Source organism: Pseudomonas sp. HK3, assembly GCF_052920985.1.
Genome location: NZ_JBREXD010000003.1, coordinates 133312 through 159681, shown reverse-complemented (window position 1 = coordinate 159681; position 26370 = coordinate 133312). Strand labels below are relative to the sequence as shown.

22 protein-coding genes are annotated in these 26370 nt (G+C 42.4%); 12 read left to right on the top strand and 10 right to left on the bottom strand.

Annotation, left to right across the window (positions count from 1 at the left end; all coding sequences use genetic code 11):
• Positions 1–4 precede the first annotated feature (4 nt).
• Together ACU6U9_RS16050 and ACU6U9_RS16045 are read left to right on the top strand one after the other, a co-directional pair.
• On the top strand, positions 5–634 hold the full coding sequence (locus tag ACU6U9_RS16050; protein ID WP_446736025.1) for an isochorismatase family protein: 630 nt from the start codon (positions 5–7) through the stop codon (positions 632–634).
• Between the two features lie 110 nt (positions 635–744).
• Complete coding sequence (locus ACU6U9_RS16045) at positions 745–1281, top strand: hypothetical protein (protein WP_446736024.1); 537 nt, start codon at positions 745–747, stop codon at positions 1279–1281.
• A gap of 79 nt (positions 1282–1360) precedes the next feature.
• Here the strand turns inward: ACU6U9_RS16045 and ACU6U9_RS16040 are convergent, their stop codons facing one another.
• Entirely contained in the window at positions 1361–2260 is a 900-nt protein-coding gene (locus tag ACU6U9_RS16040) for a LysR family transcriptional regulator (RefSeq protein WP_446736023.1), read from the bottom strand.
• A gap of 117 nt (positions 2261–2377) precedes the next feature.
• On the opposite strand from ACU6U9_RS16040, the gene ACU6U9_RS16035 reads away from it, so the two are divergent.
• The 3 genes from ACU6U9_RS16035 to ACU6U9_RS16025 all read left to right on the top strand — a co-directional run bounded on the left by ACU6U9_RS16035 (position 2378) and on the right by ACU6U9_RS16025 (position 4455).
• On the top strand, positions 2378–3052 hold the full coding sequence (locus tag ACU6U9_RS16035; protein WP_446736022.1) for a pirin family protein: 675 nt from the start codon (positions 2378–2380) through the stop codon (positions 3050–3052).
• A gap of 81 nt (positions 3053–3133) precedes the next feature.
• A complete protein-coding gene (locus ACU6U9_RS16030) occupies positions 3134–3361 on the top strand; it encodes a DUF2798 domain-containing protein (RefSeq protein WP_446736021.1) in 228 nt (75 codons plus the stop codon).
• A gap of 377 nt (positions 3362–3738) precedes the next feature.
• Positions 3739–4455, top strand: a complete 717-nt coding sequence (locus ACU6U9_RS16025; RefSeq protein WP_446736020.1) for an isochorismatase family protein — start codon at positions 3739–3741, stop codon at positions 4453–4455.
• Positions 4456–4538: 83 nt separating this feature from the next.
• Here ACU6U9_RS16025 and ACU6U9_RS16020 read toward each other — a convergent pair whose 3' ends face one another.
• Entirely contained in the window at positions 4539–6455 is a 1917-nt protein-coding gene (locus ACU6U9_RS16020) for an ATP-binding cassette domain-containing protein (protein WP_446736019.1), read from the bottom strand.
• Positions 6456–6624: 169 nt separating this feature from the next.
• On the opposite strand from ACU6U9_RS16020, the gene ACU6U9_RS16015 reads away from it, so the two are divergent.
• From ACU6U9_RS16015 to ACU6U9_RS15995, 5 genes are read left to right on the top strand one after another with little or no spacing between them, the layout of a single operon-like run.
• Positions 6625–7761 carry an efflux RND transporter periplasmic adaptor subunit gene (locus ACU6U9_RS16015; protein WP_446736018.1) on the top strand — a complete coding sequence of 379 codons (1137 nt, stop codon included), beginning with the start codon at positions 6625–6627 and terminating at the stop codon, positions 7759–7761.
• Between the two features lies 1 nt (position 7762).
• Positions 7763–8203 carry an efflux RND transporter permease subunit gene (locus tag ACU6U9_RS16010; protein ID WP_446736017.1) on the top strand — a complete coding sequence of 147 codons (441 nt, stop codon included), beginning with the start codon at positions 7763–7765 and terminating at the stop codon, positions 8201–8203.
• Entirely contained in the window at positions 8181–10913 is a 2733-nt protein-coding gene (locus ACU6U9_RS16005) for an efflux RND transporter permease subunit (RefSeq protein ID WP_446736016.1), read from the top strand. The genes ACU6U9_RS16010 and ACU6U9_RS16005 overlap by 23 nt, the downstream gene beginning before the upstream one ends.
• A 57-nt stretch (positions 10914–10970) precedes the next feature.
• A complete protein-coding gene (locus ACU6U9_RS16000) occupies positions 10971–12926 on the top strand; it encodes a transglycosylase SLT domain-containing protein (RefSeq protein WP_446736015.1) in 1956 nt (651 codons plus the stop codon).
• 34 nt (positions 12927–12960) lie between these two features.
• Positions 12961–13560, top strand: a complete 600-nt coding sequence (locus ACU6U9_RS15995; protein WP_446736014.1) for a hypothetical protein — start codon at positions 12961–12963, stop codon at positions 13558–13560.
• On the opposite strand, the gene ACU6U9_RS15990 is transcribed toward ACU6U9_RS15995, so the two are convergent.
• Together ACU6U9_RS15990 and ACU6U9_RS15985 are read right to left on the bottom strand one after the other, a co-directional pair.
• Positions 13557–14357, bottom strand: coding sequence for an MOSC domain-containing protein (locus ACU6U9_RS15990; RefSeq protein ID WP_446736013.1), 801 nt, complete (start codon positions 14355–14357; stop codon positions 13557–13559). The two genes, ACU6U9_RS15995 and ACU6U9_RS15990, sit on opposite strands and share 4 nt — an antisense overlap.
• Positions 14358–14447: 90 nt before the next feature.
• Positions 14448–15380 (bottom strand): chemotaxis protein CheV, encoded by a 933-nt coding sequence (locus ACU6U9_RS15985; protein ID WP_446736012.1) that lies wholly within the window; start codon positions 15378–15380, stop codon positions 14448–14450.
• 105 nt (positions 15381–15485) lie between these two features.
• Here ACU6U9_RS15985 and ACU6U9_RS15980 point away from each other — a divergent pair, with 105 nt between their 5' ends.
• Both ACU6U9_RS15980 and ACU6U9_RS15975 read left to right on the top strand, forming a co-directional pair.
• Positions 15486–16706 carry an EAL and HDOD domain-containing protein gene (locus ACU6U9_RS15980; protein WP_446736011.1) on the top strand — a complete coding sequence of 407 codons (1221 nt, stop codon included), beginning with the start codon at positions 15486–15488 and terminating at the stop codon, positions 16704–16706.
• A 228-nt stretch (positions 16707–16934) separates the two neighbouring features.
• A complete protein-coding gene (locus tag ACU6U9_RS15975; RefSeq protein ID WP_446736010.1) occupies positions 16935–18152 on the top strand; it encodes a sterol desaturase family protein in 1218 nt (405 codons plus the stop codon).
• A 369-nt stretch (positions 18153–18521) separates the two neighbouring features.
• On the opposite strand, the gene ACU6U9_RS15970 is transcribed toward ACU6U9_RS15975, so the two are convergent.
• From ACU6U9_RS15970 to ACU6U9_RS15945, 6 genes are all read right to left on the bottom strand, one after another.
• Complete coding sequence (locus tag ACU6U9_RS15970; RefSeq protein WP_446736009.1) at positions 18522–18995, bottom strand: L,D-transpeptidase family protein; 474 nt, start codon at positions 18993–18995, stop codon at positions 18522–18524.
• A 104-nt stretch (positions 18996–19099) separates the two neighbouring features.
• Positions 19100–19897: a hypothetical protein gene (locus tag ACU6U9_RS15965; RefSeq protein WP_446736008.1), complete on the bottom strand. Its 798-nt coding sequence runs from the start codon at positions 19895–19897 to the stop codon at positions 19100–19102.
• 110 nt (positions 19898–20007) lie between these two features.
• Positions 20008–20754 (bottom strand): hypothetical protein, encoded by a 747-nt coding sequence (locus ACU6U9_RS15960; RefSeq protein ID WP_446736007.1) that lies wholly within the window; start codon positions 20752–20754, stop codon positions 20008–20010.
• Positions 20755–21210: 456 nt separating this feature from the next.
• Positions 21211–23058: a DUF1302 domain-containing protein gene (locus tag ACU6U9_RS15955; RefSeq protein WP_446736006.1), complete on the bottom strand. Its 1848-nt coding sequence runs from the start codon at positions 23056–23058 to the stop codon at positions 21211–21213.
• A gap of 116 nt (positions 23059–23174) precedes the next feature.
• Entirely contained in the window at positions 23175–24734 is a 1560-nt protein-coding gene (locus tag ACU6U9_RS15950) for an FGGY-family carbohydrate kinase (protein ID WP_446737186.1), read from the bottom strand.
• A gap of 35 nt (positions 24735–24769) precedes the next feature.
• Positions 24770–26359 (bottom strand): glycerol-3-phosphate dehydrogenase/oxidase, encoded by a 1590-nt coding sequence (locus tag ACU6U9_RS15945; RefSeq protein ID WP_446736005.1) that lies wholly within the window; start codon positions 26357–26359, stop codon positions 24770–24772.
• Between the last annotated feature and the right edge of the window lie 11 nt (positions 26360–26370).

Below are 26370 nucleotides of genomic sequence, written 5' to 3'. Positions count from 1 at the left end.
AAAAATGAGCAGCAACAAATTTACTGAGCGCTTATCCACCGATAACGCTGTATTGGCGATGATGGATCATCAAACTGGCTTATTAGTAAGCTGTCGTGATATTGATGCGCACCTACTAAAAGCCAATATTCGTGGTTTATGCCAGCTAGCAAAAACTATTGATTTACCAACCGTTGTGACAGCCAGCATGCCGGAAGGTCCAAACGGACCTATTATGCCTGACATTCTTGAAATTTTAGGTGACGAAGTCATCGAACGTCCCGGTGAAATTAATGCTTGGGATAACCCTGAATTCAAAGAGGCTATTGTTTCCACTGGCCGTAAAAAAATCATTATGGCGGGTATCGTTACTGATGTTTGCTTAATGTTCCCTGCGATTTCAGCCGTAGCAGAAGGTTACGATGTGTATGCGGTTATTGATGCGTCAGGTACTTGGAATAAAGGCGTTCAAGAAGCCAGCTTACATCGTATGACCCAAGCTGGTGTAAAAGTAACAACATGGGCTTCGGTATTAGCTGAAATCATGCGTGATTGGCGCAGCCCTAAAGGCATGGAACTAGGCAGTGTACTAGGTGACCACACGACCTATAGCTGGGTTTATAACAGTTTTTTAACTGCAAATACGCCTAAATAAACACACCAGAAAACAATAAGCATTGGCGAGCACTCGCCAATGCTTACTTATCCGTACATTAAAAACCATCGCCATTTTTTATTTCAAACATCATTAATCATGGAGTACTCATGATTGCTCAACCTGAAAACCCTGTAACGGTTATTGCTAAACACGATGTTACTTTCGGTAAAGAAAGTGAATTTAAAACTTGGATGAGTGAAATTGGTCAATGCTGCAAACTGTTTCCTGGTTATCTAGGTACAGAACTCATTCGACCTACTGATACAAACAGCAATACGCATGTCTGTATTTTCCGGTTTGATAATTTTGAAAATCTAGAGAACTGGATGAACTCAGACAAGCGAAAAGAATTGTTAACTCAAACCAGTCACTTTAGTGAAAGTGAATCAGCCTATGAGCATTACCATAGTTTAGAATTTTGGTTTGATAAAAACGTAAAAACACCCGCTCGATCAAAAATGGCTTTGATTACATTTCTTGCTATTTGGAGTCTTGTGCATTTTCTCGGCCCCATCATCGCACATACTTTACCAGCACCATTTTGGATTCAAGAAATGATTACCATTGGGCTAATAGTGATTTTAATGACCTTTGTTATTATGCCTATTGTTATTAAGGTATTTTCTCGCTGGTTATTTTCTTAATTTAATTTTTTGTATTTTTATAAATAGCTGTACTAATCGATTTTTGTAGTACAGCCATTACTGTTCTTTAATAATCAACTCAAGTAGCTTGAAAACACCTGCTTAAATATTCAATCAAAGCCCTTAACTTAGGTGTTGAACCTTTATGGCTTGGATAAAGGGCATAAATTTCAACATCTTTATATAACCACTGTGGTAAGACTCGTAATAATAGCCCCTGATTTATGGCCTCTTGGCAGATATAATCAGGTAATACCGTCACTCCCGCACCATCTTGAGCTAACTGTCTTAATACACTGAAATCATCGCTATAAAATTCAGGTTTAATCGTAACCAGATGCTCTTCTTTTCCGTTTATCAGCTTCCATTGATTTTTTTTACCTAACCCTTGCATCATCAAACACGATAGCACGCTCAATTGTTCTGGGCTTTTAAGTTTATTGCCACTTAAGTTCATTGACTGCAAGTAATCAGGACTGGCATACAAGTGCAATTCTCTCGAGCAAAGCTTTTTAGCCACTAGATTTGAGTCTTGTAACTCTCCGACTCTAAGTGCTACATCGTAGCCCTCTTCGATTAAATCAACACGTCTGTTCGTTAGTGTTAAATCAATTTTAATTTCAGGGTATAACCTTTTAAATTCAGCTAGGTATGGCGATAACAAACTTTGCCCAACAGCAATAGACGTGCATATCTTGATTAACCCCCTTGGTGATGACATTAGCGAGCTCACTGATAGTTCAGCACTTTCCATTTCTTCTTGAATACGTAAGCAATGGTCGTAATACACCTTCCCTACCTCGGTCAAATGCAGGGTTCGAGTTGAACGCTCCAATAAGCGCGCACCAATGCTTTGTTCCAGCCTTGTAATCTTGCGACTGATATTGGACTTGGGTAAATCATAAGCCAATGCTGCCGCTGTAAAACTGCCTTTTTCTACGACGGTGGCAAATACCATCATGTCATTTAAGTTTTCCAAGTTGTTACCTTAGATAGAACACATATGTATTTATTAGCTTATATATCACATATTCGCAATAAGATAACCTGCTTACATTGAGTACACCTCTACAAATTAAACAACGGAGATAATCACATGAAAATTTTACGTTATAACGACTTACCTAAAGGTGGTTTTGCAGGTTTAAGAGAGCGCCAACTGGTGATCGATCGCAAAATGAATCGCGGTCAGATTCACCCAACAGCAGCCGATGGCATTGGCAATTTTGTTTACATGGCAGACGCTAACTTCATGCCTAAAGGCCAAACTGGTATGCACCCTCACCGTGAAGTGGATGTCATTTCAGTCATGGTTGATGGTCGTATTAATCATGCAGGATCGTTAAAACATGGCCAACAGCTAAGTGCTGGTGCCGTACAAGTCCAACGCGCAGGTGGTGAAGGATTTTCGCACAACGAAATCAACCCAGACAATACTGAAAACAATATGATTCAGCTATGGGTTTTACCGGAAGTCCAAGGTGAAAAAGCAGACTATAAAGTATACGAACCTAAAAATGGTCAACGTTTAAGAATTTATGGTGGTGATGAAAACCAGCAAGATACATTTGCTAGCCATACTTTAATTGACATTGTTCAACCATTAACCGGGGAGCTATTAGAACACAAAGGTGACGTAATGGCTTATGTGGTCAAAGGGGCTGCCATAATTAATGGTGAAGCCATTCAATCAAGAACCTTGGTTCGTGATAATGGTTTAAACATCAAAGCAACAGCAGACAGCAAGATTATATTGGTATACACCCAGTAGTTCGTTTTGTGTTTTTAGATAGCAGCACCTTCGCTGCTATCTAGGTATAACGATATTCATAACACGATAGGAGTCACAACAATGTTGATTGCAAAACGCTTTACAGCAACCCTTTTTGCTTTTTGGATGTCAGTGTTCATGGCTTTGATTATGTCTGGCGTGCTAGTGGGTATTCATTCAGGGTTAAACGAACAATTTCTAACATTATGGATGAATGATTTTTTACTGGCACTCATAGTGGCCTTTCCAACCACATTATTAGTCACCCCATTAGCGGGCTACTTAACAAAAGCAATCACTCGAAAATGATAATTAATCATTAATAAATGACCGTTTTCATTTCGTATATTCAAACATTTCACAATCACACCCTAGCATTGATATTGATTATGTAATGCAGGGTGCTGACTTAAGTCTGCATATTATTTTCACCTCCCCCCTTTCACCTCGTTACGCCTAATATCAGACAGCCCAGAAAGACAAATTACACACTTTAAAATCCACTCAAGTTCAACACACAAGTAAAATTTCATTCGGCTTCGCGTGCTTCAGTCGTGAGCAATGATCAAGCTCAACTGTTACCTTAAATAGAACTCATATGTATAATTTGACTTATATATCCATTTTTATCGATTGGATATGATTCTCCTCGTTGACAGACATTCAATAACAACGAGGGTAAAACAATGAAATCATTTAAAAAACTAACCGCTGTATTAGCAGCTGCCACACTCAGCATTAGCTCAATGAGCTGGGCAAATAATAATGCGCCAGATAACAAGTTTTCTGAAACCCTGACGCCAGATAATGCTGTTTTAGCCATGATCGATCACCAAACAGGTTTGCTAGTCGGCGTACGCGATTTAGATCCTATGCTATTAAAAAATAACATCAGAGGTTTGACTGCAATTGCAAAAGTTTTGGATTTACCAAGCGTCATAACGGCAAGTTACCCTGATGGTCCTAATGGCCCTATCATGCCTGATATTTTAGAAATGCTACCTAATGCACCAGTAATCAATCGCCAAGGTGAGATCAATGCTTGGAAATCACCAGAATTTAAAAAAGCCATTGAGAAAACAGGCCGTAAAAAAATCATCATGGCAGGCTTAGTAACCGATGTTTGCCTACTATTCCCTGCACTTGCAGCAGTAGCTGAAGGTTATGATGTATACGCAGTCGTTGATGCATCCGGCACGTGGAACGACACTGTACAACGCGCAGCGATTCATCGTATGACACAAGCTGGTGTAAAAGTAACAACCTGGGGTTCCGTACTAGCAGAAATCATGGATGACTGGCGCAGCCCTAAAGGTGCAGAACTTGGCGGCGTGCTAGGCTCTCACACCTCTTACGGCTGGGTTTATAATAGCTATATGGCTAATGCAAACAAAGAAAAGTAAACATAATTTTAACACATAAAAAAAGGGCTAATGATTAGCCCTTTTTTTATGTGTTAGCGATTTAGCCCAGTATTTAATCTGGGTTATTCGTCACCTTCCTTCATGGCTTCTAGTTCCATCCAACGTTCAACTTTTTGGTCTAATTCAAGCTGAGTGGATTCAAGCTTTGCAAGTGTTTTGGTGACGTAGTCATTGTCTTTTGAATAGAAGTCACCGCTAGCTGTTTCCGCCGTGAGTGCCTCTACCGCACTTTCTAGCGTTTCAATTTCAGCAGGCAAGTTATCGAGCTCTAATTGAATTTTATAACTTAGCTTTTTAGTTGGCTTGGCTTTTTCAAGCACCACTTCTTCTTTTTTGGCTTGGGCTGCTTGCTTAGACGCCTCTCGAACCGATAAGTCTTCGTCTTTTAGTCGATTACCACGGGCATACCATTCACTGTAACCGCCGACATGTTCAGAGATCTGGCCATCACCATCGAAGGCATAAAGCGAGGTAACTACGTTATCTAAAAATGATCGATCGTGACTCACCACCAGTAATGTGCCTGGGTATTCCATCAAACGGTTTTCAAGCATTTCGAGTGTTTCAACATCCAAGTCATTGGTCGGTTCATCGAGTACCAACATGTTTGAAGGCTTGCTGAATAACTTAGCCAGCATGACACGACTGGTTTCACCACCAGACAATGCTTTAACCGGTGTGCGAGCACGCTGAGGCGAAAACAAAAAGTCGCTCAAGTAACTCAAAATATGGCGAGGTCCTGTTCCCGTATCGATAAACTCTCGACCCTCTGCTAAGTTATCAACTACATTTTTCTCAAGATCTAAGCCTGCACGTAATTGATCGAAATACGCGACCTCTAATTTTGTGCCTTGCTTAATTGTGCCCGCTTGAGGCGTTAACTGATCAAGTAGCAATCGCAACAATGTACTCTTACCGCAACCATTCACACCCAATAAACCAATGCGATCACCACGCTGAATCAGCGTTGAGAAATCATCAATAATATTTTTGGTTTCAAACCCATAATTCACATGACGCGCATCAATTACAATTTTGCCTGATTTATCCGAGGCATCCATTGTGAAATCGGCTTTGCCTTGACGATCAACACGAGCGCCTCGTTCATTACGCATGGCCTTTAGTGCACGAACACGACCTTCGTTACGAGTACGACGCGCTTTAACACCTTGGCGAATCCACTTTTCTTCGTCCGCTAAACGCTTATCAAACAGTGCATTTTCTTTTTCTTCGTCTTCAATTCGTTTCTCACGCCATTCAACTAGACCGTCAAAATCACTGCCGTTGTAGCGAAAAATATTGCCGCGATCCAAATCAATTACCTGCTTAGCGACTTTTTCCATGAACGCTCTATCGTGCGTTACAAATAAAACGGCACCAGGGAAATCCGCCAGCTGCTCTTCTAGCCATTCAATGGCAGGAATATCCAAATGGTTAGTGGGTTCATCAAGTAGTAATAAATCAGGCTCGCTCAATAACGCACGGCCTAACATTACACGACGACGCCAACCACCAGACAATTCTGCCATGGTCTTTTCTTTAGGCAGATTAAGCTTTTCAATAATCGCATCGGCTTTGGTCTGTAATAACCAGCCATCTTCGGCTTCTATTTTACCTTGTAAAACTTCAAGCTTTTTCATGTCTTTATCGGTCGAGGCCGTCATGCTTAACTCATGATAATCATGCAGCACCCTACCCAGTTCCGCTTTACCACTGAGTACAACGTCCATCACATTACGCTCATCAGCTGCAGGCAGGCTCTGAGGCAATTCTGCCAATGTACAACCATCCGCTATGCGCACCACACCTGAATCCGGCAAGTTTTGCTTAAGCAATAGCTTCATTAGGGAAGATTTGCCTGCGCCGTTACGACCCACAAGACACAAGCGGTCTCGTTCGTTAATCGTAAGATTCACGCCGTTAAGGAGCACCTGTTCGCCGTAGTGCAAGCCCACGTTATCTAATATGACAACTGCCATGGAACCTCTAATCAATCTGTATAGTAAGAATTGCGCGCATTGTACGTCATTTAGAGTGAGAATTGGCCAAGTAAATGCCTCCATTTAACATAAGTTAATTTGGGGGTTTCGGTATGACATGAAACCCTTATAATCCCTGCAAAATAAAATTAATAAATGGATGTTATCTATGGAGTTAAACCGCAGTCACTACCTAGCTGTCGGCGCCAGTTGCATTATCGCAATCTGGATGTTGAGCGGCGTATTATCCAGTGCCCCCCATGAAGCCCCGCTAGCACCGGTAGAAAAACAAACCGATGACGTATTTGCTGTGCAGGTTGAGCGTTATGTTTCTGACCAAATCATCCCAGAGCTTACATTGCACGGTGAAACACAAGCTAACCGCCATGTAAACATCACCAGTGAAGTCGAAGGTAAGGTTGTTAAGATACATGCGCGCGAAGGGGACTTTGTTAAAAAGGATCAACTTATTATTGAGGTTGACCCACAAGATAAACCTCAGCGCTTAAAGCAGGCGCAAGCTCAAGTGAAACAACGCGAGCTAGAATACGCCGCCAATGAAAAGCTCATAGGCCAAGGTTTACAAAATAAAACTCGCTTAGCCGAGAGTGAAGCGCTTTTAGAAGCCGCCAAGGCTCAGGTTAAATCTCTTGAGATTGATATTACGGGCACACAAATTAGAGCCCCTTTTGACGGTATATTAGAAAACAGAACCGTTGAGGTTGGCACCTACCTAAGAATGGGCACATCCGTTATTAGCGTAATGGACTTTAACCCCTTTATCATAAAGGGCTACGTCGCAGAAAAAGACCTGCACAAAATCAGAGTAGGCGCCAAAGCAAAAGGCAAAACGCTATCTGGTTTGTACTACACAGGTAAGATCCGCTATGTATCTTCCCAGTCTTATCAGGCTTCAAGAACCTTTGCGGTTGAGTTAGAGATTAAAAACCCGAGTGAGCGTCAGGTAAACGGCGTATCTGCTCAAATTATGATTCCACTTGAGAAAAGCAACGCTATCTTGGTAACACCCGCCCTATTAAGCCTTAACGAAAGCGGCGTATTGGGCGCCAAATATGTTAATGATAACCAGCATGTTGAATTTGCCCCGGTTGAGCTTGTAAAAGCACAATCTGATGGCGTTTGGATTTCTGGCCTACCCAATCCTGTTGACTTAATTATTACGGGTCAAAGCTTTGTTAGCTCTGGCGAAAAAGTAAAGCCCGTCTTTAAAAAGCACCCTATTAAGGACATCCAAGATGATGAGTCGGTGGCTTCCCCAAAGCCATTGACCGCTGAGGCGCACTAATATGAATGCCTTAATTAATGCGGCTTTAAGTCGAATACGCACAGTGGTATTACTGTTTGGTCTTGCCATGATCGTGGGCGTAAGCGCCATGAACAATCTCCCAAAGGAGAGCTTTCCTGATATCACTATTCCCATGGTGTATATCTCTATCACCCATGAAGGCATCAGCCCTGAAGATGCAGACCGAATTCTTTATTTACCAATGCATAAAGAACTTAAATCAATTGATGGCTTAGAAGAGATTATTGCAACCGCCAGCCAAGGCCACTTAGCGATACAGCTGGAGTTTCAAACCGACATCAATATTGATGAAGCACTGGCGGATGTCCGTGAAGCGGTTGATGCGGCTAAAGGCGAATTGCCCAGCGCGACAGACGAGCCTAAGGTTATGGAGATTAACCTATCCCTCTTCCCCCGTTATGGTGGTTGGCCTAGCAGGTAACGTAGACGAACGCGTTTTATTCTCCATTGCCAAAGACCTGAAAGAAAAACTAGAAGCACTAAGCGGTGTACTCGAAGCCAGAATTCAAGGCTACCGTGAAGAAGTGGCCGAAATCATCATCGACCCAAGTAAATTAGATGCTTACAACATTGACCAGCTAGCGCTGTACAATCTAATTAACAACAACAACCAATTAGTGGCAGCCGGTAACCTTGACACTGGCTCTGGCCGTTTTGCCGTTAAAGTCCCGGGCTTAATTGAGAACACGCTAGATATTTTAAACATGCCGGTGAAAGTTGATGGTGATGTGGTTGTGCGCTTTAGAGATATTGCCATCGGCCAACGTACCTACAAAGACCCTATCAGCAAAGCCAGCATCAATGGCCAGCCCGCTCTTGCTATTGAAGTTTCAAAACGAGTCGGCAGTAACATTATTGCCACCCTTGATGAAGTGAAAGCCGTTGTAAAAGAACAGCAGGCATCTTGGCCTGACGGCATTAACATTACGTTCAACCAAGACCAAAGTAAGGAAATCAAAAACACATTGAATGACCTATTCAATAACGTCTTTTTTGCCACCGTCTTAGTTATGATCATTATTGTTTGGTCTTTGGGCGTGCGATCTTCAATATTAGTGGGCTTGGCGATTCCTGGGTCATTCCTATTAGGCATGCTGGTTTTAAGCCTGATGGGTTACACCCTTAACATGGTGGTACTGTTTGCCCTAATTCTAAGTATCGGAATGTTAGTGGACGGCGCTATTGTGGTCACCGAGTACGCTGACAGGCGCATGGCTGAAGGCAGCTCTAAGTTTCATGCGTTCAAAGAAGCAGCAAAACGTATGGCTTGGCCGATTACAGCCTCGACGGCCACCACACTTGCGGTGTTCTTACCCTTGTTATTCTGGCCTGATACGGTTGGGGAATTTATGAAATTCATTCCTATTACCGTCATCATCACGCTATCTGCGTCTCTTATTATGGCCCTCATTGTGATTCCTGCACTGGGCGCTTGGATCGGGAAACCCGGCGCTATATCAAAACAAGAGTTACAAACATTAAGAGCCGCTGAAGAAGGTCGCTTTGATGAAATAGGCGGCTTTACCGGTCGCTACATCGCCCTTTTACAAAAGCTGATTAAATACCCGGTTAAAACTCTATTTGCGGTAATCGGTTTAATGATTGGTACATTATTGCTTTATGGTGTTTTAGGTAAAGGGGTCGAATTCTTCCCAAGTGCGGATGCAGAGATCGCACTCGTAGACATACGCGCAAGAGGCAACTTGTCACTGCGCGAGCGTGACGATATCGTAAAAGAAGTCGAAGCTCGCCTATATGATATGAAAGAGATTCGAACGCTCTACACCTCATCATTTGTCTATCCACCAAGTGGCTCTGCGGTTGATCTAATTGGTCGTATTCAGCTTGAACTTGAAGACTGGCAGCTGCGCCGACGCGCCAACACTATTCTTGAAGATATTCGTCTGCGCACCGAAGATATCCCTGGCATCATCATTGAAACCAAAGCCAAAGAAGATGGGCCCGCAGGTGGTTCGGCCATTCAATTAGAAATCTCAGGTGATTACCCACAAGTGCTCACCGAAGTTGTAAGCAAAATACGCGAGAAACTAGAAGCAGACCCTGAACTGAGAGACATAAAAGATTCACGTCCTTTAGAAGGCATTGAGTGGGAGCTTAACGTCGACCGAGAAGCCGCCAGTCGAATGGGCGCTAGTATTTCATCCGTTGGTAACATGATCAAAATGGTTACCTCAGGCCTGCAACTGGGCTCCTATCGCCCTGATGACGCCGACGATGAAGTTGATATTCGTTTACGCTTCCCTACTGCCAGCCGAACACTCGACCAAATAGATGAGCTGCGCATTAGCCATCAAGGGCAGTTAATTCCGATCAGTAGTTTCACTGAAAAGTCACCTCATCAACAAACAGGTAACCTTGTACGTACCGGTAATAACTTACGCTACATGATTGAAGCCGATGTGGTCGAAGGGGTCAACGATGCCTATAAACGTGCGCAAATTGCAGCGGCACTCGAGGAAGCGGATCTACCTAATGGGGTGAACTATCGCTTCAAAGGAGATGCCGAACAAATGGTTGAAACCATGAGCTTCTTGGGCAAAGCCTTCATTTTGGCTATTTTCATTATGGCCATTATTTTGGTTACTCAATTCAATAGCATCTATCGAGCAGGCCTTGTATTGAGCGCCATCATATTATCCTTTGCTGGCGTATTCATGGGACTGATGATTCGTGGCGAGCCTTTTGGCATCGTTATGAGTGGTGTCGGTATGATTGCCCTAGCCGGCATCGTGGTAAACAACAACATCGTCTTGATTGATACTTACTCGATATTGCGCCGCGATGGCCTCGCACCTGTGGATGCTGCCCTTAGAACAGGCGCACAACGCTTACGACCGGTACTGCTCACCACCGTTACGACCGTCTGTGGCTTGATACCCATGGTGTATCAATTAAATATTGACCTTGTTGGACGCGAAATACTTGTAGACGCCCCTAGCTCTCAATGGTGGACGCAACTCTCAACCGCCATTGCTGGCGGTCTGTCATTCGCCACAGTGCTGACATTATTATTGACCCCTTGTCTTCTAGTACTAAAAGACCAAAAAAAGTACGACCAGAAACAACGAGAACCCGAAACACCAATTAAGCCCATTCAAATAGAGACTTAAAACTCATATCCCCTTCACTTTTTCGACTATGCTCAAATAAGTGAAGGGGAGATATTTATGGGGAATTGGCTAAAATTAGTCATATGCTTACTAGTGACTGTGTCTACTAGCTCATTGGCTATGAGCGTCGATCAAGATGCCTTCCTCGAAGCTGAACGACTTCTTAGCAAACGCCAATACGTAAAATTTCAACATGCCTTCAAACAAATAGAACATCACCCACTCGCCCCCTATTTAGAAGCTCGCTGGATTCGCAGCCAGTTTCACAAAAAGCCCATTGCTGAAGTCGATGGTTTTTTAAAACGTTATTCAGACGAACAACCCGCTCTTAAGCTACATAGACAATGGCTTTCCTATTTAGCCAAGAAACAAGAATGGTCACTTTTTTTATCCTACTACCAACCTACCTCTAACTACACATTACGCTGCCAACGCATTCAGGCACTTGAAAACACTAAACGCCAATTTGATGCCATTAAAGAAGGCCAAGAGCTGTGGTTACTCGGTGTTTCATTGCCAAAAGCATGCGACAAAGTTTACAAGGCATGGCAGCGTTATGGGTATTTAAGCCAAGATTTAATTTGGCAACGCTTACTTAACGCAAAACCAAAAAAGCAATACAAGTTAGTGCGTTACTTAACACGTAAATTAGACAAACAGTACAAAGCAAAAGCCAAACTGTTAAGTCATTACTGGCGTTACCCGCAACGCGTATTCACAGAAAAAAAAGCGCTGACCCTAACACCCCAAGAACGCCATATCATTCTAAGCAAGGCATTAAAAAAACAACCTCAATCTTGGTTAACCCAACCTGATCACAACGTATTCAAAGGGCTTGAGGATGAACAGCGTCGTGTTTTACTCAGCATTGCCATTGAAGCCAGCGCAGCGCAGTCACCGGAGAATATTTTTGAATGGTATAGCCTAGCCAAAGCCAACAACCAGTTGTCCGCTCATTTGCAAGAAACCTTTTTACAAGGCGCACTCAAAAAACAAAATTGGCCCTTGTATACACACTTATTCAAACTTGCTAACCAAGAAATTAAAAGCGAGCCTAAATGGCAGTACTGGCAAGGCCGTGCACTTAGTTCACTAGGCGCGCCTATTGAACAAAGCCAACCCTACTTTCAACAAGCTTCAACTCATAGAGACTTTTATGGTTTTTTAGCCAGCCAAAAAATAGGCATTAGCCCCACTATGAATCACTCCCCCACACACGTGCCTCCGTCTATTATTCAACGTATGCGTTTAACAGACGGTGTTAAACGTGCGCTTGCTCTGTTTGACTTGGGGCGTATTCCACAAGCGCGCCGCGAATGGCAAACCGTATTTGATAAACAGGATGAACAAGGCAAACAAGCACTGGCAATTTTAGCCGGTCGTTTAGAATGGTCCGATCGAGCAATCATGAGTCTTGCTCAAATAAAAAGCTGGCACGATTTACAGCTGCGCTTCCCATTGGCGCATGATCGCCTATTTGAAAAAGCTGCACAAAAAAACCAAATCAATAAGAACTGGATTTACGGCATAGCACGTCAAGAAAGTGCATTTATGCACGATGCCAGAAGCCCTGTTGGCGCCACAGGTTTAATGCAGATCATGCCCAGCACCGCCAAAAGCATTTCACGAAGAATGCGCATTAAATACTCAAGCAGACGTTTAGTGGACCCAAGTTACAACATTAAACTTGGCGGGCATTATTTACAGTTCCTACTTAAGCGATATAAGGGTAATCGGGTATTAGCAACCGCGGCTTATAACGCAGGCCCTGGTAATGTAAAGCGCTGGCTTAAGCGAAACCAGGGGCCAATTGATATCTGGATAGAACATATTCCTTTTAAAGAAACCAAAGAGTACGTAAAACGAGTACTCGCCTACAGCACTATTTATTCTTACCGCTTAGGTTATTTAGAGCCTATGTTAGATGATACAACCATCAGCGCATGGGCCCTTTTACAACCACAAGAGCTGCAAATTTCAGAAGCAAATATCAAGCAAAACGGCAAAGGTTGACTATGCTGTAATAAGCAAACAAAAGGAAAGCAGAGTGACTTCTGATAAGCGATACTCAATTAGTAAGCATGGCTCAAGCGTTGACAAGCCAGACCTAGACTGGAGCCAAATCAAAGAGACGATCACCATGCTTGCGTTGGCCGTCGCTCAAGTTGAATCGTCCATGAAAGATGGTGAACAAAGCGTGGGCACCTTATCCGCTTCATTCACAGATATGGCCGAGTACGTCTCTCAAATTCGCACCCTAACCGACAAAGTCACACCCGAAAGTCTTGATCGGTATAAGGCTGTTATCAGTGAAACCACAAACAACCTAGAGCACAATGTCCATAATGCAGTGATGGCATTTCAGTTTTACGATCGCATCAGTCAACGACTCGACCACGTGTGTAACTCCCTGGATAAGCTAGGCTCTTTGATTAGCCAAAAAGACTCCTTATACAACCCAGAGTCTTGGAAGAACCTACAAAATGAAATTAAAGGCTCCTACACAATGGAAGCCGAGCGGATTATGTTCGAACATATTTTACTTGGGCACAGCATAGAAGAGGCGCTGGAAATCTATCGTCACCATTTTGATGCATCCGACAAAGGCACCGACCAACAAAGCGGTGACGAAGTCGAGTTGTTTTAAGCCAACACTTCAATAACCTGCCCGACCTCTAATACACCTAGGCCACGATGCACTGCATTTTGCCCCATCATCACTTTTTTGCCTTGTTTTCTGTGCTTTAACATTACCTGCATGACATCAGGTTGTTTTTCTGACGTATTTAAATCCAACGTTGGGATCACACAACGAGAACATGATTTAACAATATCGAATTCAACACCGTTAATTGCGATTCGCTTCCAGTTATCTTCTGCAAACGCATCACAACCAGACACAACAATATTCGGGCGAAAACGCTCTACTGATAACTCGCGCCCTAACTCATCAGACAAAAATGCAACCGATGCTTCACTAATAATTAAAAATGGGAACCCATCAGAAAAACTCGCTCGATCACCTAGCTGTGCAAACTCTAGGTCTACTTGTCGATGGGTATCTGCATCCATAAAACACAACGTAACATCACGCTGTAAAATATCACTTAGCCAAGCGTTTATATCCCCTTCAATCAAACGGGCATTCACTTCATCATCCCACACCTTAACCAACTGAAACTGATCAAATTGATTTAAAGTGGCAAGGTCCAACCCCGTCTCTTGCGCTTGATACTTTAACGTTAATTGATCATCGAGAATGCTGACGGATATTTGACCCATTAGTGGACATTGCCTTTGGGTGACAAAACGTCCGTTACTGTCGATTAGCATAAAACGTCTATCCCACTGAGGGCCAAATGCATCGAGCGTCATTTGATTTAATTGGGTGCCTTTAAGTGACTTAACCGGAAAGTGGAATAATTGGCTAACATGAATCGTCATAGCATCGTCCATAATAAATAAGACGATTATAAAGCATAAAAAAAATAGAGCCATGGACTCTATTTCATATTCACTATTAGCAGGCAGCGATCAACCAAATAATTGTTTCGCCCTAACCTCCACAGCCTGAGCTAACTTATCGGGTTGGAATTTAGAAAGAAAAGCATTACAGCCAACTTTATCGACCATTGCTTCATTAAAACTGCCGCTTAAAGATGTGTGCAGCACCACATATAAGTCTTTGAGTTCTGGGTCTTTTCTTATTTCGGTGGTTAGCATATAACCATCCATAGATGGCATTTCAGCATCGGTTATCACCATTAATAACTGGCTATTGATAGGCCCCTCTGCAGCCAGTTTTTTTAATATATGTAGGCCTTCTAAACCATCAGCCGCTTGAATCACTTCAATACCAATACTGACCAGCGTCTCTTTAACCTGCGAGCGAGCAATACGAGAGTCATCAACGGTCAACACTTTCAAACCTGATTGCGCTGTACGCTCCATCACATCTAAGTTCACCACATCATCACTGATACCCGTTTCATAAGGCACTATTTCAGCTAATACTTTTTCAACATCGATTATTTCAACAATTTTGCCATCCACTTTCGTAATCGCCGTCAGGTAATGAGATTTCCCCGTCCCCTTTGGTGGCGGCATGATCTCTTCCCAGTTCATGTTCACAATACGCTCAACGCCCGCTACTAAGAACGCCTGAACCGTACGGTTGTATTCCGTCACGATCATCGTCGTATCTTCTTTGATTTCAGTGGGCCGCATACCAATCGCATGACTTAAGTCGACCACAGGTAACGTATGGCCACGTAAATGGGTCACACCCTTAACCACGGGGTGAGAATCGGGAATATTGGTCAATCGTGTCACCCTAAGCACTTCTTGGATCTTAAACACATTGATTGCATAGGTCTGACCACGACCAAAATGAAACAACAGCAATTCAAGGCGGTTCTGCCCTACAAGCTTAGTTCGGGAGTCGACGTTAGATAACACACTTGCCATAGAAAGTTACACCTTTTATCTAATCTATGAATAGTGTAGCCCAAGGTACAGCTTTGCCCACTTTCAACTAAGCTGATTTATTATGAGCGCAAATTTAAGGTTTTCATGAGTCAAAGTAGCCACGTATTGCTTGCTCGACAGCCTATTTACAATAGAAGTTTGGAAATATCGGCTTACGAGCTCTTATTCAGAAGCCACTCAACAAGTGAAGAGGCTCAATTTACCTGTGGGGATAAAGCCACCAGCCAGGTAATACTTAACGCCTTTGGAGAAGCGGGTCTTGAAAGTATTTGTGGCCAACACCCCGCATACATCAACTTCACTAAAAAATTGATTTTAGAGCTCCCGCCGTTTGATCCAGAGCACTATGTGATCGAGATACTGGAAAATATCGAAGTCGATTCCGTTTTGATTGAGGCCCTCACAAAAGCCAAAGCCCAAGGGTCACGCTTGGCACTGGATGATTTTATACTTGATCATAACAGCGCCCCACTGTTGCATTTAGTTGATATTGTTAAAGTCGATGTACTGGCTTTAACCGAATCTCAAATAGAACGTTTTGCTAAAGTATTTATTCCAAGAAAGCTCACCCTGCTCGCTGAAAAAGTTGAAACCCACGAGATGTATGAATTCTGCAAAGGGTTAGGGTTTGAGCTATTCCAAGGATATTTTTTAAGCAAACCCCAAAATATCGAAGGACAAGCCATCCCTGATAATAAAATGGTGGTGCTAAAACTCTTATCAGAAATCCAACAACCTAACGTATCCGCTGCGGAGCTCACAGACACATTAAGTCGTGACCCTCAAATGGGTTACAAATTACTAAAGTTGGTCAACTCTGCCGCTTTTGCACGCGTGCAAAAATGCACATCATTACAGCAAGCCATTACGTTATTAGGCCTAAATCATATCCGTAGTTGGGTGTCATTACTTGCGCTTGGTAACTTAGAAGACAAGCCCTTAGCACTTAGACAAACCAGCTTAGAGCGTGCGATTATTTGCCAAAAGCTAGGTGAGAAAATTGGCGAGTTCTCTATTTATGATTACTACACTGTAGGCTTATTTTCATTACTTGATGCGTTTATTGATCGGCCCATTCTTGAAATCATCAAAAGCCTAAAACTGCCAAACCCGATGGTTAAAGCACTGATGAATAACCAAGGCTCATTGGGACTAGCGTTACACACCGCAAAGTGTTTTCAAGAAGCGCGGCTTGATGAACTTCAAGAAGAGAAGTTAGAAAGCTATGGCTTAAATTTAGATTCCATGAACGAGCTATACAAACAAAGCTTAATAGAAAGCGATGCGCAAGCCGAGTCCTTATAGCCACTCTGTTTATCGCCCATCACTCACACCCCAGTAATACCTCCTATAGCACACAACAATTAATAAACATGGCTCTGTTTACGCCTCCTCCTTGTAAGCAATCAAAAGCCCTAGATAGCTATAAAACGTCAATCTGGCACCGGGAATCAATCAATGGCCGCTTGAGCCATTGTTCAAATAGCCCAATTAACCAAATATGGTGTCATTACAATAATAATGAGCAGTCTGATGAATTACATACTTATGGCCATTCCGGGGTTTTTAGTCCTGATCTTGCTTGAATTGGCTTGGGCACACTACAAGAAGCAAGATGTCTACCGGCTCAATGACGCAATAAATTCAATCGCCATGGGAATATTAAGCCGCATCACCCAAATACTTTACGCTGCGGTTCCGTTTTCTTTTTACGCTTATTTTTATGAAGACTTCGCTTTATTTGAATGGCAAAGCAATCTTTGGACATGGCTCGCTGCATTTGTCTTATACGACTTTAGCTATTACTGGGTGCATCGTATTGGTCATACCATGAATATTTCATGGGCAAGCCATGTTGTGCATCACTCTAGCGAAGAATACAACCTCACAACTGCTTTACGTCAGACTAGTGTGCCTAATGTCATTGGCTGGGTGTTTTATATTCCTCTGGCTTTTATGGGGTTTCCTCCCATCGTATTAATATCCGTTGGCTCTCTTAATTTGTTGTATCAATTTTGGGTGCACACCCAAGCGATTGATCAAATGCCAAAATGGTATGAGTTCCTATTCGTCACGCCTAGCAACCATCGTGTACACCATGCCAAAAACAAACGGTATATTGATAAAAATTACGGCGGTGTATTTTTATGGGATCGCCTATTTGGTACGTATCAAGCCGAACTAAAAGAAGAGAAAGTCGTATTTGGTATTAGTACTCAACTAGCGAGCTGGAATCCAGTCTGGGGAAATTTACATTTTTTAACGGCTTTATGTAAAGACGCTTGGCGCACAAAAAGCTGGAAAGACAAACTAACATTATGGTTTCGCCGTACGGGATATCGCCCAGCTGATGTCGACGCTAAGTACCCTATAATAAAAAGTAATCAAGCCGTTAAAAAATATGATAAGCCATTAAGTTTTTCAGCAAAACTGTATGTCATTTTACAATTAGCGGTCACATCCCTAGGAATTTTTATCTTTATGCACCACCTAAACACTCTGGATTTATATCAACGCATTGCCATTGGTCTATCCCTTGCTTTTGCCCTTTACAGCCTAGGGAAAGTACAAGAAAGCAGCCACAACAGCGGGTTAATTGAATGCGTAAAATATGCACTACTGGTTGTAAACCTCATATGGGTAGCAAGCGCACCACACTGGTTAAGTATTACGGTATGCATGTTAGGAGGGATGTCTCTTTTATGGCTATATAGCATTCAAAAACAAACAAGGCCGATGCAAGCCGCTTAATTTAGCGCTTTGATTTGAACTCACTCAAGTGAAACGAAATTTTTTGGGGCTAAACTTAAAAATTGAGACACCTTTAGGTTATTTAAAGGTGTCAGTAACATCAAAATTTAAACACTACTCCTTACTTTTGGCCCATGTATAAATTAATGAGGCGCCAACTTGCTCTGCGTCACCGATATTGACGGCGAAAACACTAACATCAAATATAGAGCTAACACTAAAGACGGCATCCAGAGAAAACCCTGTTTCTTCATATACGCCAAAATCCTCGCGCACAACTCCAGCCGACAAGCTGATCTTTTGCGTTAGTTCGTATATATGAAGCCCCTATACGCTGTCCTGTCGTTAGCTGTTGAGAATAAGCATGTTCTACCACTGGATATGAATTTTGGTTCCAGTTTCTACTAAATCCATAAACTCATCCATTTCTGGATTGGTCAAAGCAATGCAACCATTTGTCCAATTATACTTTTGCGTAATTGAAGAAAACCACCCAAGCCAATTACGTTGCCCGTGAACCATAATAAAACCGCCAGCAGACACACCTTTAGATTCCGCATTCTTAACATCTTGAGCGTTTGGATATGAAATATGCATTGCTCTGTAGAATGATGAATCTTCTTTTTTATAATCCAAGGTATAAGTACCCTCAGGAGTCTTTTGATCACCTTCCTGTTCTTTGTGCCCTTTCGGAGTTTCACCAAATGCTACGTGATATTCCTTAACAACTTTGCCATCAGCAAGTAAGTACATTTTGTTATCAGATTTATCTACTTTTACTAAATTGACACCCGCAAAGACAGAGGACGAAAATAAAATGTAGATTAGAAAGATATATCGCATATTTACCCGTACATGTAACGCCGTCGTCAACTGTCGGATTTTGTGCGTTTTTTGCACAAAAGGTGACAGTGGCCGGAGGTCAGATTGCACGACCTTGTTATAAGTCATTTTAAACCTTTCTTGATAGCTTCAATTTCAGCACCGGCTACATTTACCCATGGAGCCATTGGTATCTCTGATTTTGAATATATAAATTTAACATACTTTAATACAAGTTCTGGGGCTAGAAAGGAATTGGTTTTGAAAAGTTTAACTGCGTAAGAAACCCTATCCAAATCTTGATCTTCCAGACTCAATTTGGACTGCATATGCATTACTATATTTCTTTCATCAATCAGATCATTTACATTTGATCGTAATGTACTGTGAGCTTTTAATGGCTGAACATTAAATACTTGAGGGACTAGCTGAAATAGCTTTGCCCTCAAAGGTATTGCCAAGTCTGAAGCTACCTTTGACGTTAAAACCTTACGATCTGACTTTCCCGGCCGTTGTAAAATTAACTCGGTTGGTTTCCCATCCTTTAAGCCATAGACTTCAATAGATTTATTTACCCAAGACTCAATGGCGCTTATTGAGAAAGCAACTGCCGCCATTGAATTCTGGCACGCTGCAAAGAAATTCTTATGATTGACATCGAAGCTTTCAATTTCTAACATTGAGTCAAATGCTGACTTATTTACCTTTACCATTTTCTTTATAACTTCCGATCTTGCAGCAGCCTCAAATGCGGAAAAGAACATCAATGCCTCAAACTCTGGAGGCGGGATGCGCATCTTTAGCCCGTTAAAATCCCCTTGCTTTGAAGTACAAGTGATTTTACTACCGGCAGCAATACTAAAACCAAATGCTTCAGTATCATCTTTTACGGAAATATTGTTATCTTCTAGAAAATGTTCCATATCTCTCAAGACTTATAACGCCCTAATAATGGGCAAAAAATTATTGGCTAAAATGTTGAGGAACGAAAACAGCCAACTATTTTTTGTCCTTATTAATTAGCTTGTTAGCTTTACAGGCACCCTAAAATAAAAGAACCGATAGAGGCTATTGAACCAAGATTGGGTAATGAATCAATTAGTGTTTTGGCAACCACTTTACTTGGTTTATCTGATGTTACGTTAGCTTCTATAGCATCGATAATTTCAATGTTATCGTTTGATAAATTGTGATGTAGAGCTTCACTGCGTAACTTAACTAACAAATCACTAATATCGTTAGAATTAATAATATTTGTAGAGTTGTCTACCGAGTTTTGATTAACTTTTGCATTATCACCCGTAATAGTAATATTGGTAACACCTGCAGGTGCACTTTTTAAGGCACTTTGTTCTTTTAGGTTAGTCATTTCGTTATGCTCATTAACAATAATAGGTTTTACACCATCTGCTATGTCTAAAATCTCTGAATGAATTCGTTCTTCAAATGGACGAACAAAAACTGTTTCAATCATCTGTCGACTAGTGCCATAACCACTTCCCATTGGCATAGCATTTTCGTATTCAAGGTGTAATTTTAGACGTTCCCACCCGACCATATTTAAGTTTTCTTTTGACCAGCTACAATATTGAGTTAACCAAGACATAAATCTTCGCTTACCAAATGAATAGTTAAATTTTGATCCATGACCCAATACCCCAAAGTCTTTACGAAGCAAAAATAGTTTTTCAGCGAATTTAAATAACTCTTGAATTCTTCTAGAGTCTTCTGCTGGCAATGCTTGATAGTCGAAATCACTTTCAACCGGAAAATTAGACATTATTGTTCAAGTTCTCCATTGTCGGAATGGTAAAGCTAACATTTTAATCGTGCGCATGCTCATTTTTGCAGTTTCAGAAACACTCAAAAAACCCCCAAAAAGCCTATTTATAACAGCCACTTACCAGTACTTTTTTATCAATCATGCCTGTAAAAACGAGCGCGCGAAATAATTTAAAAATAACGGGGTCTCGTTATTTCGGTTATTGTTTTTGTAAGTTTATGAATTTAAAGCATTTATGATTTATTAACTAGGAAAAAACGAGCCCTATTTTCAGACTTTTCGAGCCTAGGGGGGTAAATTTTTCGCCAAACTGAAAATATACTGCCTATTCATACAGTCTATTTACTGCAAGCAATATAGGTTCACTACAAACAAGTCGGCCCACTGCAGTATCACGATAACACCATGATACAGGAGTGGGCCGAAGCGTTTTCCGGGTTGTGCTTTTAGCGTTTAAAATTCAACGCTTAAACTGACGGAGGCAAAATCACGATCACTGCTTAAATTGTAGTCACCACCCATATACTGGGTGTAAGAGACATTTGCGCTGTAAATGGATGCGTATTCAGCTTGTAAACTTAGCCCTAACGATTGCTCGCCTTCTCTGAAGGCACCACCTGGCTGAGGTGCAAAACCGTCTACATCATGTGAAAAAGCCAATGTAGGCTTCAAATTAACACTCGAAAATACGTTGTTGTACTCACCTACTAAGCGTGTGCGATAACCCCATGAGCTTTCAGTAACAAATCCTTCATCACCTTTGCCGTCAAATACGCCTGCGCGACTGAATTTAATGGCGTCATTACTTTCATCAAGGTCGTGTACAAATGTGTAACCAGCTTCAGCGATCCAGGTATAACGGCTGGCACCTAAGAAGCGATCAAAGAATTGAAGTAAGGTGAATTGCGCTTGGCTCACATCAAACAAACGATAACCTTCAAAGTCAGCGCCATCAGCCGTTGCCGCTACATCGGCCATTAATTCAGGCGAGGCTGACAAGCCGGTTAAACCTGCGCCAAGTAACATGGTTGCATTGATTTGTAATGGCACATCTTTTTTATGGCTCACTTCACCCGACACTGCCACTGAACCAATGTTCGTCGCAAAGCTTACACCCGCCAATTGAATGTCTTCAGGGTACGACACATAATAACGAGTATCAGCCTTATTGTTGCCAATAGCAGTGCCTTTATCTATTTCAGATGTACTCGCCGCAGCCGTCCAGCTAGACGATTTAATACCACTTACGACAGGCAAACGGCTGTGAATATTCATAGCATAAAAACCAAACTCAGTATCACCTAACGCTTCACTCATGTAACGAAATGCAATACCAAACTGACCATCATCTTTCGCTAGGCGATTACCGTCCGCGTCACGGTCAAGGGAGTATCCCGCCGTTACACGACCTGCATCATCTAAGGCTTCTAAACCAGCACCTGATAACACAACTTTATTACAGCCCTCTGGCGCATAATCGTTAAACGCAAAGTAAGTACCGCAACCTGGGATTACCGTTTCTTGAAACTCTAATTGATAAAACGCTTCAATCGATAAAAACTCAGTTGCGCCTACGTTGACATAAGCCATGTTAACCGGCAACAAACCTTCTTTAATTTCTGCACCAGGACGACGAAACGCATTCACATCAACAGGGTTAATTGAATTGACGCCGCCTAAAATAAAGGTGCTTTCACCCCAACTCACTACTTGACGACCTAAGCGTACATCAATTGGCGTATAGCCAACTTCATACATGCCGTAAACGTAAGCATCTAACAATGCGGCGCCTGAAAATTTAGATAACGGGTTAAAGTCTTTATCGTTTAGTTTTTCGTTTTCAGCAAAACCATTGGCAGCATGGCCGTGGTTTACTTTTGTGCCTTCAAGCGCAAAGTCGTGCCAGTATTTACCACGGATAAAAACTCCATGATCACCGCTGCGTAAATGCAGATCATGACTGCCTTTAATAATTTGAGAGAATGCATCACCATTGTCAAAGTTAGCATTACCGTCGTTATTATTACCCGCCATTAATAAAGCATCATCCGGCTTGCTCATTCTCCAGCTTGAACCAATGGATAGCTGAGAAGAAAAACTGCCTTCTACATCCATAAAAAATTCTGCACCATGGCTCATGGCACTGCTTAGGGATAAGCCAGAAACAATAACGGCTAACTCGATCGGTTTTAAAATTTTATTTTTTACACTCAAAACACGGCACCTTGCATTGATTTCTTCATCAAAATCATTCGCTAATGGCTTATTTTGACCAATAGCAAAAAAACGCGAAGGATACACCAAATGCGCCAAACTGTATTAGTTATTGGTTTTTTTTGTGAGCGAGGCAAGGGTTTATATGAAGCCTTGATTATAAATCAAACAAAAAAGGCAGCTTAACGCTGCCTTTTTTGTGATTAGGCTTTAGGGTAGCCCGTAATTTCTTTGATGTGTTTGTACAACGGCTGCAAGCGTTTATACATTTTAAGATAGACATTTTTATAAAGCTGATCATATAGTCGACTTGTTTGAAAATCAGGTTCAAACACCTCGCCAACCGATGTCATTGCATCAATGGCTGAATCGTAATCTTTATATTTACCAAGACCCACTGCCACGTTAATAGCCGCACCTAGGCCAGACGTTTCATAAGTACTTGGACGCTCCGCGGGTAAATTAAAAATGTTGGCGGTTAATTGCATCGCGGCGTCACTTTGACTGCCGCCGCCACTAATACGCAACTTAGTGATTTTAACACCACTGCGTTTTTCAATTCGCTCTTTGCCTTCACGCAAGCCGTAAGCCAAACCTTCAAGTATCGAACGATATAAATGCGCACGTGTGTGCACGTCACCAAAGCCGATCACCGCACCCTTTGCTTCTGGCCCGGGCATACGTGTACCTGGCGACCAATAAGGTTGCAACATTAACCCCATCGATCCTGCTGGCACCGAATCAACAAGCTCGTCAAACAACACTTCAGGCGCTACACCTCTGTCAGCCGCTATTTGCTGCTCACGTAAACCAAACTGCTTTTTAAACCAGCTTACCATCCAAAAACCTCGATAAATCATCACCTCGGTATTATAGGAATCCGGTATAGCCGCAGGGTATGGGGGAATAAACTGCACAGGCTCAACGTATTTTTTCGTCGTAGTATTGATCGTGGCCGTTGTGCCGTAACTTAAACACGCAACATGCGGGTCAAGTGCACCGCTGCCAATCACTTCGCATGCTTTATCAGACGCACACGCAATTACAGGTAAACCTTGCGGCAAACCTAAATGGCTCGCCGCTTCACGGGTTAATGCACCTAATGATTCACCCGGCTTAACCAGTTCAGGCAGCATACTGTCTTTGACATTCGCCACCTGCCACTTCCAATCTTTTTTACCTGCCCACTGGTGGTTTTTGTAATCAAACGGTAAATAACCAACCGTACAACCAACCGAGTCTTTGTACTCACCAGTTAGACGGTATGTTAGATAGCCACTTAATAATAAAAATTTATTGGTTTTTTTCCAAACGTCAGGCTGATTTTGTTCAATCCATGCCGCTTGTGCTTTACGCTGAAACCCTTCGATGACTGGATTTAATCTAAGCAGTTTGAATAACACACCCCACAGGCCAGTAATGGGCTTTTCGATTTCTGCTTGGCGTTGATCTAACCAAATGATGGCAGGTCGCAGCGGTTTGCCTTGGGCATCTAAATTAATCATCGTGCCCCGCTGAGTGGTTAACCCCAAACCAATAACTTGTTCGGGTGTTACATCAGTGGATGCCCACAACGCTTGGCAAGCTTCCCCTGCGCTTTGCCAATAGTACTCAGGGTCTTGCTCTGCCCAACCGGGTTGTTTAGAAAAATAAGGCTCAATCTCAACCTTACCTTTTGCAATTAACTGGCCTTTAAGATCAAACAATAAGGCACGCACGCTCTGCGTACCATTATCAATGGAAAGAATATATTGAGACTGCATATACGACGAATCCGGTTTTATTATTGTTATATTTGTTAACTTGCAGGTAATGAGTAATAACGTTGCCAAGTCGATAAATAATCTTGCCATTGCTGTTGCCATTGGCTGTCATCCCAATGCATTTCTTGCTGGCAAATGTGTTTAATTTTCTCTTCAAATTGTGTACCGCCTTCTGGCAAGCACAAGCCAATACGCGTGCGGCGCAACATCAAATCATCTAACTTAACAACGGCTTCTGCTCGTGCAGCAAAACGAATTTGTGCCCAAAAGGTCATGGTGCCAGGCACAAGCGCCCAACCTTCTTCTTTTGCACATGCGCATACTCCATCAATTTGCTGACCATAAAAACCCAGCAATCTGCGCTGCCATTGCGAGTCAAGCATGCCAAAGAAAGAAGACCCAGAGCGTGCCGCATTAAATATATTCTGGCCAATATCTTTATAATTTAGCCCCTTCAAATACACAGAAGCCGCTTTTAAAACATCCAGCGCAATTAAACGGAATGTGGTTAATTTACCACCACTGACTGTAATTAGACCTTGGTCATCCCAAATAGTATGGTCACGTTTTTCGGATGATGGATTTAACGCACCGCCTGACACAATCGGGCGTACGCCAGCAAACGACGCAACGATATCGGTTCTTAATAGTTTAGAACTGGGAAAAAGATGATTCGCAGCGGTTAATAAATATTCGACTTCATTGGCTTGAATGCAAGGCTCAAGTGAGGTCATTTCGGGGTTATCTAAATCTGTCGTGCCGATTACCGTCATGCCTTCCCAAGGGTAGATAAACATACTGCGGCCATCTACTGGGTGTTTTAAGGTAATGGCTTGCGCACACGGCAAACGCCAAGACGCGACCATTAAGTGACTGCCGCGTAAAGGGCGAATCTTCCCTTCTTGGCCCATTTCTTTACGAAATTTATCGGCCCAAGCACCTGTTGCACTTACCACCACTTTTGCTTTAATCGTGTATTGCTCGCCACTGACATTGTCTTTTGCAACCACACCACTCACATGATTGTTTTCATGTACCATGCTTTCAACTTGGCAATAATTTAAACTGATTGCCCCATCATTATGTGCTTCGTTTAATACTCGCATCACTAAACGAGAATCGTCAGTCACAGCATCGGCAAAGCGAGTTGCACCCATTAAACCGTCTTCGCTTAAGCCCGGTAATGCGTACAAGGTTTTTTCTTTATCAATAAAGTGACGATATTTTTGACCCGCAAATTTATCGTATATGGCTAGCAATATGGCAAAGACTTTTGGCCCAGGAAACTGCCCTTTATAATGAGGCCAGCTATAGGCCATTAAATCAACCAAGCCTGGTGCTTCATCCATCAAGCGCTCACGCTCTTTAACCGAGTGGCTTGTCAGCTTTAAATTACCCGACGCCAAATAACGCAAACCCCCATGGACCATCTTTGATGACCGGCTTGACGTGCCCCATGCAAAATCCTTTTGCTCCAGTAGTAAAACGTTGAGCCCTTGACGAGCCGCTTCACGTGCTACACCCACACCCGTTATGCCACCACCAATTACTAACATATCCCACTGCTGGGTTTGTGTAATGGTTTGTATAGTGTGTAAACGACCTGGGGACTGCCATGTATCCATGTTGTGCCTAC

Bases quoted from the DNA above. Each gene is read 5' to 3' on its own strand.
- ACU6U9_RS15985 (WP_446736012.1), bottom strand. From the start codon at position 15,380: ATGGCAAGTGTGTTATCTAACGTCGACTCCCGAACTAAGCTTGTAGGG.
- ACU6U9_RS15970 (WP_446736009.1), bottom strand. From the start codon at position 18,995: ATGCGATATATCTTTCTAATCTACATTTTATTTTCGTCCTCTGTCTTT.
- ACU6U9_RS15980 (WP_446736011.1), top strand. From the start codon at position 15,486: ATGAGTCAAAGTAGCCACGTATTGCTTGCTCGACAGCCTATTTACAAT.
- ACU6U9_RS15960 (WP_446736007.1), bottom strand. From the start codon at position 20,754: ATGTCTAATTTTCCGGTTGAAAGTGATTTCGACTATCAAGCATTGCCA.
- ACU6U9_RS15990 (WP_446736013.1), bottom strand. From the start codon at position 14,357: ATGACGATTCATGTTAGCCAATTATTCCACTTTCCGGTTAAGTCACTT.
- ACU6U9_RS16010 (WP_446736017.1), top strand. From the start codon at position 7,763: ATGAATGCCTTAATTAATGCGGCTTTAAGTCGAATACGCACAGTGGTA.
- ACU6U9_RS16050 (WP_446736025.1), top strand. From the start codon at position 5: ATGAGCAGCAACAAATTTACTGAGCGCTTATCCACCGATAACGCTGTA.
- ACU6U9_RS16005 (WP_446736016.1), top strand. From the start codon at position 8,181: ATGGTGGTTGGCCTAGCAGGTAACGTAGACGAACGCGTTTTATTCTCC.
- ACU6U9_RS16020 (WP_446736019.1), bottom strand. From the start codon at position 6,455: ATGGCAGTTGTCATATTAGATAACGTGGGCTTGCACTACGGCGAACAG.
- ACU6U9_RS16015 (WP_446736018.1), top strand. From the start codon at position 6,625: ATGGAGTTAAACCGCAGTCACTACCTAGCTGTCGGCGCCAGTTGCATT.
- ACU6U9_RS16025 (WP_446736020.1), top strand. From the start codon at position 3,739: ATGAAATCATTTAAAAAACTAACCGCTGTATTAGCAGCTGCCACACTC.
- ACU6U9_RS16035 (WP_446736022.1), top strand. From the start codon at position 2,378: ATGAAAATTTTACGTTATAACGACTTACCTAAAGGTGGTTTTGCAGGT.
- ACU6U9_RS15965 (WP_446736008.1), bottom strand. From the start codon at position 19,897: ATGGAACATTTTCTAGAAGATAACAATATTTCCGTAAAAGATGATACT.
- ACU6U9_RS15975 (WP_446736010.1), top strand. From the start codon at position 16,935: ATGAATTACATACTTATGGCCATTCCGGGGTTTTTAGTCCTGATCTTG.
- ACU6U9_RS16045 (WP_446736024.1), top strand. From the start codon at position 745: ATGATTGCTCAACCTGAAAACCCTGTAACGGTTATTGCTAAACACGAT.
- ACU6U9_RS15945 (WP_446736005.1), bottom strand. From the start codon at position 26,359: ATGGATACATGGCAGTCCCCAGGTCGTTTACACACTATACAAACCATT.
- ACU6U9_RS16030 (WP_446736021.1), top strand. From the start codon at position 3,134: ATGTTGATTGCAAAACGCTTTACAGCAACCCTTTTTGCTTTTTGGATG.
- ACU6U9_RS15950 (WP_446737186.1), bottom strand. From the start codon at position 24,734: ATGCAGTCTCAATATATTCTTTCCATTGATAATGGTACGCAGAGCGTG.
- ACU6U9_RS16000 (WP_446736015.1), top strand. From the start codon at position 10,971: ATGGGGAATTGGCTAAAATTAGTCATATGCTTACTAGTGACTGTGTCT.